Source organism: Nostocoides veronense, assembly GCF_039531185.1.
Classification (GTDB): Bacteria; Actinomycetota; Actinomycetes; order Actinomycetales; family Dermatophilaceae; genus Nostocoides_A; species Nostocoides_A veronense.
This window is the reverse complement of sequence record NZ_BAAAPO010000016.1, coordinates 187,105-200,703: the sequence shown is the minus strand read 5'-3', so window position 1 is coordinate 200,703 and position 13,599 is coordinate 187,105. Positions and strand designations below refer to the sequence as shown.

11 protein-coding genes are annotated in these 13,599 nt (G+C 68.2%); 6 read left to right on the top strand and 5 right to left on the bottom strand.

What is annotated here, in order from left to right:
- Nucleotides 1-32: 32 nt before the first annotated feature.
- The gene (locus ABD225_RS05715) at nt 33-1,985 is read right to left on the bottom strand and encodes a pectinesterase family protein (RefSeq protein ID WP_344082366.1); all 1,953 of its coding nucleotides are present in this window, start codon (nt 1,983-1,985) and stop codon (nt 33-35) included.
- 173 nt (nt 1,986-2,158) lie between these two features.
- Here ABD225_RS05715 and ABD225_RS05710 point away from each other — a divergent pair, with 173 nt between their 5' ends.
- A complete protein-coding gene (locus tag ABD225_RS05710; protein WP_344082364.1) occupies nt 2,159-3,031 on the top strand; it encodes an EamA family transporter in 873 nt (290 codons plus the stop codon).
- Between the two features lie 66 nt (nt 3,032-3,097).
- Here the strand turns inward: ABD225_RS05710 and ABD225_RS05705 are convergent, their stop codons facing one another.
- Nucleotides 3,098-4,114 (bottom strand): TerC family protein, encoded by a 1,017-nt coding sequence (locus tag ABD225_RS05705; RefSeq protein WP_344082362.1) that lies wholly within the window; start codon nt 4,112-4,114, stop codon nt 3,098-3,100.
- 270 nt (nt 4,115-4,384) lie between these two features.
- Between ABD225_RS05705 and ABD225_RS05700 the strand changes: the two genes are divergently transcribed.
- Complete coding sequence (locus ABD225_RS05700) at nt 4,385-6,124, top strand: cell wall-binding repeat-containing protein (RefSeq protein ID WP_344082360.1); 1,740 nt, start codon at nt 4,385-4,387, stop codon at nt 6,122-6,124.
- A gap of 21 nt (nt 6,125-6,145) precedes the next feature.
- On the opposite strand, the gene ABD225_RS05695 is transcribed toward ABD225_RS05700, so the two are convergent.
- Both ABD225_RS05695 and uvrB read right to left on the bottom strand, forming a co-directional pair.
- Nucleotides 6,146-6,493, bottom strand: a complete 348-nt coding sequence (locus tag ABD225_RS05695; protein ID WP_344082358.1) for an MmcQ/YjbR family DNA-binding protein — start codon at nt 6,491-6,493, stop codon at nt 6,146-6,148.
- Between the two features lie 25 nt (nt 6,494-6,518).
- Nucleotides 6,519-8,627 (bottom strand): excinuclease ABC subunit UvrB, encoded by a 2,109-nt coding sequence (gene uvrB, locus ABD225_RS05690; protein ID WP_344082356.1) that lies wholly within the window; start codon nt 8,625-8,627, stop codon nt 6,519-6,521.
- 117 nt (nt 8,628-8,744) lie between these two features.
- Between uvrB and ABD225_RS05685 the strand changes: the two genes are divergently transcribed.
- The 3 genes from ABD225_RS05685 to ABD225_RS05675 are packed head-to-tail and all read left to right on the top strand — an operon-like array spanning nt 8,745 to nt 11,463.
- On the top strand, nt 8,745-9,428 hold the full coding sequence (locus tag ABD225_RS05685; RefSeq protein ID WP_344082354.1) for a TrmH family RNA methyltransferase: 684 nt from the start codon (nt 8,745-8,747) through the stop codon (nt 9,426-9,428).
- Entirely contained in the window at nt 9,425-10,477 is a 1,053-nt protein-coding gene (locus tag ABD225_RS05680) for a tocopherol cyclase family protein (protein WP_344082352.1), read from the top strand. Before ABD225_RS05685 ends, ABD225_RS05680 begins: the two co-directional genes overlap by 4 nt.
- On the top strand, nt 10,474-11,463 hold the full coding sequence (locus ABD225_RS05675; RefSeq protein ID WP_344082350.1) for an o-succinylbenzoate synthase: 990 nt from the start codon (nt 10,474-10,476) through the stop codon (nt 11,461-11,463). Before ABD225_RS05680 ends, ABD225_RS05675 begins: the two co-directional genes overlap by 4 nt.
- A gap of 56 nt (nt 11,464-11,519) precedes the next feature.
- Here ABD225_RS05675 and coaE read toward each other — a convergent pair whose 3' ends face one another.
- Nucleotides 11,520-12,440: a dephospho-CoA kinase gene (coaE, locus tag ABD225_RS05670; RefSeq protein ID WP_344082377.1), complete on the bottom strand. Its 921-nt coding sequence runs from the start codon at nt 12,438-12,440 to the stop codon at nt 11,520-11,522.
- Between the two features lie 33 nt (nt 12,441-12,473).
- On the opposite strand from coaE, the gene ABD225_RS05665 reads away from it, so the two are divergent.
- Nucleotides 12,474-13,589, top strand: coding sequence for a polysaccharide deacetylase family protein (locus tag ABD225_RS05665; protein WP_344082348.1), 1,116 nt, complete (start codon nt 12,474-12,476; stop codon nt 13,587-13,589).
- Nucleotides 13,590-13,599: the final 10 nt, after the last annotated feature.

Below are 13,599 nucleotides of genomic sequence, written 5' to 3'. Positions count from 1 at the left end.
GCAATCCAGCAGGACACCAGTCAGATTCAGGGTCACGACCCCCGCGCACGCCATACCAGCATGTAAGTCGGATTCCAGCCGTCGCTGCCGGCGAGATAGGTCCACTTCGTGTACCGCAGCGCCTGCGCGTCGGTCAGCTGCGGCCGGTCGGGGTTGATCCCGGCGCCAGGCCCGGAGTTGCGGTACTCGAACAAGCGCGCGTCCCGCCACGAAAAGGTGCTCGTCATATCGGTCCACGGCGCGTCCTTGATCGCCTCCGGCAGCACCGTGTCGCGGATGACGACCTGGGCGATGGCGCTGGGGTCGCCGCTGGGCTGCCACGGCCGGCCGAGGTGGAAGCTCTTGGGCGGGGCGTCGCTGAGCACCGTGCTGTCGGTGATCAGGAAGCCGTAGGGCAGGCTGATGTCCGTGCTGGCCGCCGTCAAGTAGCCATTGTTGCTCGGGTTCTGCCGGGTGCTCGCGAAGAGCGTGGAGCGGTCGAAGACGGCGGTGCCGCGGCCGAAGACGAAGTCGACATCCCCCTCGACATAGCTGGTCACGTAGTACGAGCGCGCCAGCACCCCGGGCGCGGGTGAATCGGCATACAGCGTGTCCTGATCGCCGAGCAGCCGCACAGCGTCGAAGACCAGCCGGTCGCCCTGGGTCTTCAGCGCCACGGCCTGCTCGTTGCCGGTGCCCGTCTCGACGTAGGCGTTCTCGATGGTCAGATTCCGGGCCGTGACGTCATTGGCTCGGACCGTCACCGTGGCGCTGCCGGTGGTGCCGTATGGGGTGCCGTCCGGTTTGAGGGTGCCCGCGGACTTGTCGTCGGTGATGACGACGTCACCTGGGGCGGCTCCCGCGCCGAGCAGGGTCAGGTTGGGGCGGGTGATCGTGAAGGACTCGGGATAGGTCCCGGGGCGGATGCCGATGACGAATGGCTCGGTGCCGGTCGCCGCGGCCAGCGCCTCGGCGATGGTGAGCATGTCGCCGCTGCCGTCCGGCGCGACAGTCAGATCGGCGCCGGGGATCGGGTCGTATCCGACGAGCCGCGTGCCCTCGACCGTGACCGGCTCGGATTCGTTGCCGGCCAGGTCGACAGCGGTGACGCGGTACCAGTAGGGGGTGCGCGGGAGTGCGGTGGTGTCCTGGTAGCCGGAGGCCGTCACGAGGCCGTCCCCAATCGGGCTGAACGGCCCGTCCGACGCGTCGGCGCGATAGATGCGATAGCCCGCGAGGTCGGCTTCGGTGCTGTCCGCCCAGTCGAGAGTGACGTCGGCGACGGTGCCCGTGGCAGTCAGGGAGCTCACCGGGGCCGGCGGCGTCAGATCCGGCGCGACCAGGGTCGCGGTCGCGGGCGCGGAGGCATTGCCGCTGAGGTCGACGGCGACCAGCCGGTAGTAGTAGCCGGTACCCGCGGCGGCGGCGGTGTCCAGATAGCTGGTGGCCCCCGGGTCCAGTCGCGCCACCCAGGTGAATGGACCGGCGGGGGTGGTCGCGCGCGTCAGGCGGTAGAGGGAGAGGTCCGGCTCGGTGTTCGGGACCCAGGTCAGCAGCGCCCCGGACTCCGTGCGCGCCGCGGTCAGGCCGATGGGCGTCGCCGGCCGCGTGGTGTCCCTGCGGATCGCGGAGAGGGACACGATGCGCGAGGCGTTGCCGCTGCGGTCGACCGCGACGACTCGATAGTAGGAGCGCAGCCCGGCCGGGGCCGTGAGGTCGGGGTAGTCCGAGATCTTCCGGAGGACGCTGGTCAGCCTGCGGAAGCCGCCGTCGCTGCGTTCGGAACGGTAGACGTGGTAGCCGGCGAGATCCCGCTCGGTGTTGTCGGCCCAGTTGAGATAGATCCGCGTGGTGCTGCCGGTCGCCGTGAGGGACTTGACGGGAGCCGGGCCGACGTTGTCCGCCGCGTTCGACACGCCGGGAAGCACGAGCAGGAGCGCCAAGAGGCTGACGAAGACGACGAGCCCCCGGAGAGCGGGAGCGTTCCGGACCTCGAAGACAACCATCACACCACCGATCTCACCGAACTGGAGGGTCGGCCGCTCGTGGCTGGTCAGGTTCCCACCCCCGGTTCGCTTCCCCCATGAGCGGTGCGGCCCCACCGAGAATCTGTCGTATCGGGCCCCGAAAGTGCAAGCCAGCGCCCGTCCCCTTTCTGGGGGCGGATAGCCTGCCCTGCGTGCCGACGCTCGAACGGGTCCCCGCGCCCGCGCTGGTGCTCGCCGGCATCGTGTCGGTGCAGTTTGGCGGGGCACTGGCGGCGACGCTGATTCCGGTGATTGGGGCGGCGGGGTCGGTCACGATGCGCTTGCTCTTCGCGACGGTCGTGCTGCTCGCCGTCGTCCGGCCACGGGTGCGCGGCTACTCACGCCGAGACTGGGCGACGGTCATCGCCTTTGGGTTCGCCCTCGGGCTGATGAACTTCGCCTTCTATGGCTCGCTCGCTCACTTGCCGATCGGAGTGGCCGTGACGATCGAGTTCATCGGGCCGCTCGCGCTGGCCACCGCATTGTCGAGGCAGCCCAAGGACTTCCTGGCGGTGCTGGGGGCGGCGCTCGGCGTGGTAATGATCTCCGAAGCGTTCAGCTCCCCCCTCAGCGAGTTGAACTGGACCGGAATCCTGCTGGCGCTGACCGCTGGGGGGTGCTGGGCGGCATACATCATCTTCAGCGGGCGCACCGGTGCCGCCTTCCCCAAGCTCGACGGCCTCGCGATCGCGATGCTCATCGCGACCATCGTGGTGTCGCCCTTCGGCCTGATAACCGTCGGCGACTGGAGCCCGAGCCTGCTGGTCAAGGGCCTGGGGATCGCCATCCTGTCCTCCCTGCTGCCCTACTCCCTCGAACTGATCGCCCTGCGGCGCATGAGCGCTGCGGTCTTTGGGATCCTGCTCTCCCTCGAGCCGGCCGTCGCGGCACTCGCCGGCTTGGTGATCCTCGGGCAGCGGCTGCACGGCATACAACTGCTCGGAATGGCCCTGGTGGTTGGAGCCAGCGTCCTGATCATGAGCGCGGGCACGGAGAAGGATCCCGCGGAGGCGGCGGCGACCTGAGGCGAGAGGTGCCTCCGCCCCGACCACAGACGTGGCCGGGGCAGTCAGCACATCAGCGGAGGGGACTCACGCCTCCAGCTGGGCGTCCCGCTTGGACTTCCACAAGCTGGCGATGGTCGTGACACCGAGAATGACAACGATCGCGCCGAGCGACACGGCGATCGGGATCTCTGGCACCTCAAAATGCTCGCCGCCATTGATGAACGGCAATTCGTTGGTGTGCAGCGCGTGCAGCAGCAGCTTGACGCCGATGAAGGCCAGCAAGACGGCCAGGCCGATCGAGAGATAAACCAGTTTCTGCAGAAGGCCGCCGAGCAGGAAGTACAGCTGGCGCAGGCCCATCAGGGCGAACAGATTGGCGACCAGGACGATATACGGCTCCTTGGTCAGACCGTAGATCGCCGGGATCGAGTCGAGGGCGAAGAGCAGATCGGTGGTGCCGAGCGCAAGGATGACGAAGAGCATCGGCGTGGCCAGGCGCTTGCCTCCCACCTTCGCGAAGAGCGAGGTGCCGTGGTACTCCTTCGTCGACGGGATGCGCTTCTCGACGAACTTCATGAACTTGTTCTCTTCATACTCATCGTCGTCCGACTCACCCGAACCGACGAGCTTCCACGCGGTATAGATGAGGAAGGCGCCGAAAATGTAGAACACCCACGAGAAGTTGTTGATCGCTGCGGCGCCCGCCCAGATGAACAGGCCGCGCAGGATGATGGCGATGATGATGCCGATCATCAACGCGAACTGCTGGTAGCGCGCTGGGACCGCGAAGTTCGCCATGATCAGCAGGAAGATGAAGAGGTTGTCGACACTCAGGCTGTATTCGGTGAGCCAGCCGGCATAGAACTCGCCCGCGAGTTTGCCGCCCTTCATGATGAACAGGCCGATCCCGAAGGCCACGGCCGCGCCGATGTAGACGCTCAGCGCGACGACGAGTTCCTTGGTGCTCGGCCGGTGCGGATTGCGCGCAATCCAGATGACGTCGAAGACCAGCACGGCCACGGCGATGCCAATCGTGAGGTACCACACCCACGCCGGCAGGTCGAGCTCGGTGGCGTTCGCGGCGGCGAAGACCTGGGTCAAAAGGGGCCCCTTTCGGACATGAAGAAGGTCAGTCCGAAGTCTCTCCCACCCGCGCGAGCGGGCCGCCGCCCCGGGCCGGTAGGCCGTGATGACGAGGCTGGCGTGTCGGGATACTCCCTCCGTGGGGTGCTGCGCACCCGTGTGCCGGGGACCAGTGTCGCAGAAAAGGACGCTCGGACAGAATCGGGGCGAGGGTCTATCTCGCCGTTCGAGTCAACCGCCAGGGGGCGCCGCGCGTGGAATACCCAGATCGGGAGAAGGGAAGCTGTCATGGTCGGATTCGCGGGACGCAGTGCCCTGAGCATGGTCGCCGCGGCGGCGGTCGTGCTTGGGCTGGGTTCGGGCGCCACATCACTGCCCGACACCGGGCCGAGCCCATCGGTAGCAACAGCGGGCGCGCTGGACTTCCGGATCGAGCGCCTCGCCGGCAGCGATCGGTATGCCGCGGCGGCGGCCATCAGTCGCGAATTCTTCGCCCCAGGCGAGCGGCTCGTCGTGATCGCGAGCGGCGAGGCGTATGCCGATGGCATCGCCGCCGGTCCCTATGCCGCGGCCAAGGGTGCGCCCGTGCTCTTTGTGACCCGCGATCGCGTCCCGGCCGCGACAGCCTCGGAGCTGGACCGCCTGCGACCGTCGGAGATTGAGGTGCTGGGCGGCCCGGCCACGATCAGCGACGCCGTGATGTATGAGCTCAGCAACCGCTGGACCGACGAGGGGGCCAGCCGGATCAGCGGGGACACCCGATTCGACGTTGCCGCACGCGCGAGCGCCCTCGGCTTCCCCGGCCCGGTGCGCACGGCATATGTCGCCTCGGGCCGGGTCTGGCCGGACGGACTCACCGGTGGGGCGGCAGCCGCCGTCGAGGGCTCCCCCATGTTGCTCACCGAGCCGGACACGGTCCCCGCCGCGACCGAGGCAGAGCTGCGCCGGCTCGCGCCGGAGCGGATTCTGCTCCTGGGCGGTCCCGCGTCGGTGGCGCCCGCCGCCGAGATAGCCCTGCGCCGCATCGCCCCCGTGGAGCGCGTATGGGGTGCTGACCGCTACCAGACCGCCCTCGCCATCTCGGCTCGCATCTTCGGCGCGGACCGCCCCGCCCTGATGGTCGCGACCGGGGGCAACTTCCCGGATGCGCTCGCGGGTAGCGCGGCGGCGGTGCGCACGCGCGGACCGATTCTGCTCTCGCGCGAAGCGACGCTGCCGCCCGGCACGCCCGGCGAGCTGAGTCGGATGAGCCCGGACACGGCATACCTCCTGGGCGGGACGACCTCGGTGCCGATCGACATCCCGCGCCTGGTGCAGCGCGAACTCGGGGCCTGCTGGGCCGGGATGGCGCCGACTTCCCGTTCGCCGGAGGTGATCACGCAGGTCAGCGGCACGAGCTCAGCGAAGCTGGCGTTCACCCTCGACATGGGCGGCCGGCTGGAGGGGGCCGACGATATCGTGCGCTTCCTCATCGACAACCAGGTCTGCACAACCTTCTTCCCCACCTCCATCATGGCCGACACCGACGAGGGTCGGGTGGTCATGGCCCTGATCGCGGCGCATCCGGAGATCTTCGAAGTTGGCAATCACACGGTCCACCACTGCGACCTGGTCCGCGGAGGCGGCGGCTCCCCCACCGCGGCGCCATGTCAGCGGGCCATGACCGACAGCTTCGTGCGCTCCGAGTTATCGGATGCGGAGACGGTGCTGCAGCGGCTGTCGGGTATGCCGGTCCGCCCCTATTGGCGCCCGCCCTTCGGCTCGCACGACTCACGCGTGAGAGGCCTGGCGGCAAGCGTCGGCTATCCGAAGACCATGATGTGGAGCCGCGACACGCTCGACTGGGATCCCGCGACGACCACGCAGGACATCATCGACGCCGTCACCTCGCCGACCCCGCCGAGCGGGAGCATCGTGCTGGCCCACCTCGGGGGCTATCACACCGGCGAAGCGCTGAGGACGATCGTCCCGACGCTTCGGGCGCGCGGGCTGACCTTCACGACGATCTCAGACCTGCTCAACGGGTGAGGCGGACGAGTCGGGAGCGCCTCAGCCGGCGCTCTGGCGCTTGGATTTCGGCAGTTTGCTGATGATCAGGTCGTATGACGTGTCGATGGCCTCGAGGATCTCCTCGTCGGGGATGACACCGCCTACCGCCAAGGTGTTCCAGCCGTTCCGGCCGATGTAGGGCATGACGGAGGCGTCATCCGGGTAGCGCGCGAGCCACTCGTCGGCTTCGGCGCGGTTCGCCGCGCACTTCACGCCGATGCTGTTGCCGCCAAGGCCGAAGACGAAGATCTTCTCGACGACCTTGGCCACCAGGTCGCCTTCCCAGGGCTCGTCGGGATAGGCGCCGGGCTTGGCCAGGGCGTAGTCGCGGATCTCCCCGGGCGTCATGGCCGCGAGTCTGCCAGGGCGGCGCTCACCGGGTGGCCTCCGACATCTGGCGCAACTCCTTCTTCAGGTCCTTGACCTCATCACGCAACCGGGCGGCCACCTCGAACTTCAACTCGGCCGCAGCCGTGTGCATCTGCTCGGTGAGTTCCTGGATGAGATTGGCTAGATCGGAAGCGGGCAGCCCCTTGATCGTGGCGACCTGGCCGGTGTCGGCCATCATCGCGCCCCGGCCACCTCGTCCCGCGCCACGCGTGCCCCGAGTCTGGGATCGCCCAGAGCCCATGAGGGTCTCGGTGTCGGCATCCTCGCGGCCGAGCATGTCGGTGATATCGGCGATCTTCTTGCGCAGCGGCTGTGGGTCGATGCCGTGCTCGAGGTTGTAGGCCTGCTGCTTCTCGCGGCGCCGGTTGGTTTCCTCGATCGCTTCCTGCATTGAGGGGGTGAGCTGATCGGCATACATGTGCACCTGGCCCGAGACATTGCGGGCGGCGCGCCCGATGGTCTGGATGAGGGAGCGGGCGGAGCGCAGGAAGCCTTCCTTGTCGGCGTCCAGGATGGACACCAGTGACACCTCGGGCAGGTCGAGGCCCTCGCGGAGCAGGTTGATGCCGACGAGGACGTCGAACTCACCCATCCGCAACTCGCGCAGCAATTCGACGCGACGCAGGGTGTCGATATCGGAGTGGAGGTAGCGGACGCGAACGCCCTTCTCCAGGAGGTAGTCGGTCAGGTCCTCCGCCATCTTCTTGGTCAGGGTCGTGACAAGGACACGCTCGTCACGCTGCGCACGGAGTGAGATCTGCTCGAGCAGATCGTCGATCTGGCCGCGCGTGGGTTTGAGGATGACTTCGGGGTCGATCAGGCCGGTCGGTCGAATGACCTGCTCAACCACACCATCGGCCTTGGCGAGTTCATAGTTGCCGGGCGTGGCAGAGAGATAGACGGTCTGGCCGATCCGGTCGAGGAACTCCTCCCACATCAACGGCCGGTTGTCCATGGCGCTCGGCAGCCGGAATCCGTGATCGACGAGGGTGCGCTTGCGCGACATATCGCCTTCATACATCGCGCCGATCTGCGGGACCGTCTGGTGCGATTCGTCGATGACGAGCAGGAAGTCTTCGGGGAAATAGTCGAGCAGGCAGTTGGGGGCGCTGCCCCGCTGGCGACCGTCGATGTGCATCGAATAGTTCTCGATGCCGCTGCAACTGCCGATCTGGCGCATCATCTCGATGTCATAGGTCGTGCGCATCCGCAGCCGTTGGGCCTCGAGGAGCTTGCCCTGCTTCTCGAACGTCGCCAACTGGTCCGCGAGTTCCTTCTCGATCCCGGTGATCGCGCGCTCCATCCGCTCCGGGCCCGCGACATAGTGCGTGGCGGGGAAGACATACATCTCTTGCTCCTCGCGCACGATCTCGCCAGAGACCGGGTGCAGGGTGTAGATGCGCTCGATCTCGTCGCCGAAGAACTCGATGCGGACGGCCAGCTCTTCGTAGACCGGGATGATCTCGACGGTGTCGCCGCGCACCCGGAACGTGCCGCGGGTGAACGACAGATCGTTGCGGGTGTACTGCATCTGGACGAACTTCAGCAGCAACGCATCGCGGTCCATCGAGTCCCCGACCCGCAGCGGAACCATGCGATCGACATACTCCTGCGGGGTGCCGAGGCCGTAGATGCAGCTGACGGACGCGACAACGACGACATCGCGGCGGGTGAGCAGTGAGTTGGTGGCGCTGTGGCGCAGCCGCTCGACCTCGTCATTGATCGAGGAGTCCTTCTCGATATAGGTGTCTGTCTGCGGGACATAGGCCTCGGGCTGGTAGTAGTCGTAGTAGGAGACGAAATACTCGACGGCGTTATTGGGCAGCAGCTCGCGGAACTCGTTGGCGAGCTGGGCGGCGAGCGTCTTATTAGGGGCCATCACCAGCGTCGGCCGCTGCACCTGCTCGATCAGCCAGGCCGTCGTCGCGGACTTGCCAGTGCCAGTCGCTCCCAGAAGCACGACATTCTGCTCCCCCGCCGTCACGCGGCGGGCGAGGTCGGTGATGGCCTGCGGCTGGTCCCCGCTCGGGGCGAAATCGGAGATCACCTCGAAGGGCGCCACGCGGCGCTTGAGTTCGGTCGTCGGACGCATAAGACAACCGTAAACGTGCGGACTGACAGCCCCCTTGCCGAACGATCCAGCGCCGGTGATGCGGCGCTATCGGCCCTGGTGGGCGGGGCTGTCGGAGCGGCGACATACGGTGTGCGAATGGAATCGGACACCGAGCTGGCACGGGCGCCCTACGACCCCATGCCGCATGGCCCCCAGGAGGTCGGCGTGGGGCCTTGGGCCGGCCCCTGGCCGGTCGGGCCGGGCAGCGAGGTCTATGACGAGGAGCTGCTGCGCGAGGGCGACCGCCGCAATGTCGTCGACCGCTATCGGTACTGGTCGATGGCGGCGATCGTTGCCGATCTCGACACCCGGCGGCACGACTTCCATGTCGCGATCGAGAACTGGCAGCACGACTTCAATATCGGCACAATCGTGCGCACCGCCAATGCCTTCCTCGCCAAGGAGGTGCATATCGTCGGGAACCGGCGCTGGAACCGGCGGGGGGCGATGGTCACCGATCGTTATCAGCACGTGCGCTACCACCCCGACGCCACCGCGCTCGCGGCGTATCTCGATGAGCAGGGCGTCGCGCTGTGGGGGGTCGACAATCTGCCCGGATCGCTGCATCTGGAGTCGGCGGAGTTGCCCCGGTCGGTCTGTTTCTTGCTGGGACAGGAAGGCCCGGGGTTGTCGCCCGCGGCCCGGGATGCCTGCACCGCGACCTTCTCGATCGCGCAGTTCGGCTCGACGCGCTCGATCAACGCCTCGGTCGCCGGGGCCGTGGCGATGCATGCGTGGGTGCGTGCCCACGCCGACTTCACCGAGGCGTGGCGCGGATGAGCCTAATGACTCGCTACCGCGCCAGCGGCGCCGACCTGCCCTTCGGCGATCCCCTGCGGGCGCATGGGCTGGCGATGGAAGGCTATTTCTGGCGGTTCACCGATCCCGCCTCGAGGCGGACCGCCATCCTGCTCGCCGGCATCAATGACGCCGCCGACGGTGGCCCCCGCTGGGCCACGCTGGGTGCGGCGATGTGGCCGAGCGGCGCGATCTCGACGATCGCGCAGCCGCAGGGGTATGCCGATCCAGACGAATTGGGGGCCCGAGCCGGCGATGCTTTCGACGGCTCGGCGAGGCGAGTGCGGGCGGATTGGACCGGACCCGACGGCGTAGGCGTGCACGCCGACATCCACCTCCGGGACCTGCGGCCGTGGCCGCGCCGCAGCTTGGGCGGATCGAGCATCTTTCAGGCCATGCCGGGCCTGAATCAGTACTGGCACCCGTGGCTGCTCGGCGGCCGCGCCGACGGCATATTGCGCGTCAGCGGGGACGAGTGGCGACTGGACGGCGTACACGTTTATGGCGAAAAGAACTGGGGCAAAGGCGGATTCCCAGATGCCTGGTGGTGGGGACAGGCGCATGGCTTCGCCGAACCCGAGGCGTGCGTGGCCTTTGCCGGCGGTCTCGTGCACGCGGGTCCGCTTCGGACCACGGTCACCGCGCTCGTCGTGCGCCTGCCGGACGGCACGGTGGTGCGGCTCGGCGACCCGGTCGTCTCGCCGGTGCAGGCCACGGTCGATGACACGAGCTGGCGTCTGCGTGGGCGCGGCTTCGGCTGGCAGATCGATGTCGATGCTGCCGCTCCCCTGGCGGATGCGCACGTGCTTCCTGTCCCCTTACCCCGCGAACGCCGCAATACCGCGGGTGCGATCGAGCATCTCGGCGCAGCGCTAGCCGTCACCGTCCGACGCAGCGGTCGCCTGGTCTGGTCCGGCGAGTCACGGGTGGCAGCGCTGGAGCACGGTGGTTTGGCGCGGGCCGAAGCTGAACTGCGTCGACGCGGCCGTCCCGCCGGGGCCGCCGATGCCGCACCGGAGCGCCAGACATGATCAGCCTCGAGGAGCTGCTGGGGCGATGCCATGTCGTCGCCATTGCGATGCGCGTGCCCTTCCGGGGCGTGACCACACGCGAGGTCGCGCTGATCGAGGGACCGAGCGGATGGGGCGAGTTCGGCGCGTTCACCGAGTACCATCCCGCCGAAGCGGCTCGCTGGCTCGCAGCGGCTTTGGAGGCGGCGAACGGCCACTGGCCGGCTCCGGTGCGATCGGAGGTTGAGGTCAACGCAACCGTGCCGGCCGTTGCGGCCGATCAGGTGCCGGAGGTACTCGTCCGGTTCCCACGCTGTCAGACAGCCAAGGTCAAGGTCGCGCAGGCCGGCCAGTCCTTAGCGGACGATGCCGAGCGCGTCGCCGCTGTCCGCGATGTGCTGGGTCCCGGCGGGCGGATTCGCGTGGATGCCAATGGCGCCTGGGATCTTGACCAGGCACGGCAGGCGTTGGCACGGTTGGCGGTCTACGACCTGGACTATGCCGAGCAACCGTGCGCCGAGGTTGCGGACCTGGCCCGCCTGCGGGTCGCTTTGGCCCGGGCGGGGGTGGATGTGCGGGTCGCGGCGGACGAGTCGATCCGACGGGCCGAGGATCCGCTGCGCGTGGCGCGTGACGAAGCAGCGGATGTCGTCGTCGTCAAGGTGGCACCACTCGGAGGCGTCGCCGCCGCACTGCGGATCGTCCAGGAGTGTGGCCTGCCTGCCGTCGTCTCGTCCGCCTTGGACACCTCCATCGGCATCAGCGCCGGGGTGGCCCTCGCCGCCGCCCTGCCGGAGTTGGACGGGGCCTGCGGGCTCGGCACGGTTGCTCTGATGGCTGGCGATGTCGTTCCTGATTCTCTCGTCCCGCGCAATGGGACCCTCCCGGTGCAGCGAGTCCGCGCCGATCCTGCGCTGCTGGCCCGGTATGCCGCCGCCCCCGATCGCGACCGGTGGTGGCGGCAGCGGGTGGCCGACTGCTATGCCCACCTGACGGGAGGTGGTTGACGCCTGCCGACCGGCGCGCGACGTGGCTCACACGGCGTGTGCGTGAGCGCCGGTGGTCAATGGGCGACGCCGGGATCGGCGCCCGGCCAGGCGAGGGCGATCCGACCGGGCCAGACCGGATCGCAGCAGCCGAGTAGACGGTCACCGACCTGCGGGAAGCCGGCGGCGGCGAGCGACTGCATACCCGTGGCGGAGGGTTCTTGTGACAACTCCAGGGCGAGGGCGAGGCGGCCAGGCTCCCGCACGATCTCGGTCAGGCGGACGGGTTCGTCATCCAGGGCCACACGTATGCGGGCGCTCACCCGCGCCGCTCGCTGCGCCATCGCCACGGCGTCCGCGCTGATCCGGCGCGCATCGGGGGCCGGCCGAGCCGCGGCGAGATGGCCCGCGAATGGCGCAATGACGTCCTGCCACAACTGGTCGACAGCCGCCTCGAGGTCCGCCTCGCTGCCCTCATTGTCGATCAGAACATCGGCGGCCGCGCGACGTTCCACATCGGTGGCCTGGGCATTAATCCGCGCCCAAGCGTCGTCGGCCGACACCCCGCGAGCCGCCCCTAGTCTCGCGACGCGCGTAGCGGCCTCGACCAGAACCACGATCACCAGGTGATAGTCCGCCGACATCCGCTTCTCGACCAATAGCGGCATATCGTGCACGACGATTCCGTCGGCCGGCACGGCGGCGAACTGTCGCGCGGCCTCGGCCCAGATCAACGGGTGCGTGATGGCCTCCAGCCGGGTCAAGGCAGCCCGGTCACCGAAGACCAGTCCCGCGAGGGCGGCCCGATCCAACCCACCACCGGCGGCCCGCACTCTTGGACCAAACTCCGCTAGCACAGCGCTCAAGCCGGGAGTGCCCGCCGCAACGACTTCCCGTGCGATCCGGTCCGCGTCGACGACCACAGCGCCGCGCTCTGCCAGCAACCGAGCAACGCTCGACTTGCCGGACCCCATGCCGCCGGTCAGCCCGATCCGCATCACATTGGCGAGCCTATTCCGCCGTGCGGTGCTGTGGAGTGGCATTCCGCAGGTCAGGGTGGCACACTGCCTTACCGCCCCTCCCGTAACAGATGCAGTCTGCCGGCGCCCCGCGCCCGTGCAGCGAAGGAAGGCTCCCGCCCGAGGCGTATTCGTTCGACGGCCCTGGCCGTCTCCACTCTGGCTCTCCTTGCCGGCGCCGGCACCGCGGTCGCCCAGCCCACGCTGTCTACCGGTTCCGCACCCGCCCGGACGGCGTCATCAGCACCCGCGAGCACGTCCTCCGGCACAACCAAGGCTGACGCGGCATACCTCACCTTGCTCTTCGGGCGCACCCAGTGGGTGTCGGCCGACAAGCTGTGCAAGCAACTTCCCAATACCGTCACGCTCGGCCGCGTGGCCAGCGTCATGAAGGATCGAGGCAAGGCCGGCGTCGGCAATGTCGTCGTCAAGCGTCACGGTGTCACGCAGTCCTGCTTCTCCAATTACGTCATCAGCCCGTCGTGGAACAACCTGACGCAGCTGCGGACGCAATTCGGCTGGACCTTCACCAGCGCCGGGATGACCTACGCCAATATGACGACCCTGACCCCCACCCAGCAGCACGCGGAGGCCTGCGGCTCCGTCGGGGCGCTCGCGCGGCGCGGCCACACGCGGTCGTGGGGCCTGTTCGCCTACCCGAACAACAAGTACACCGACAAAATCCAGAGCCAGGTCGTCAAAAAGTGCTTCGCCTTCGGCCGGGTGTATGGCGACACCGCGACGAGCAATACCGTCGCCACCAAATGGCCCAACTGGCAGACCACCGTCTCGGTCAATGGCGGCAAGTGCGCCGACACGACCCAATCCTGCAGCACCTTGCCCTACGGCCCGACCTATATGACGCCTGCTCAGTTGATCCCCAAGGTGCGCGTCAATCCCGGCAACTGGTCGACGGTGCAGTTCTACCGCTTCGTCACCGGCACCAGCGCCCCCGGCACCGTCATGCAATGGAACTGCTCCGGCCCGGAGAACACGCACTGGACCTCGGACGCCGAGATTTACTGCATGCGCGACTTCGTGCGTGTCCTGGACGCCATCCCCTCCACGGTCACCGTGACCGACCCGGCGACCGTCGCCGAGGCGTGGGGCGTCAAGCCGAGCGCCTGAAAATCCGCTG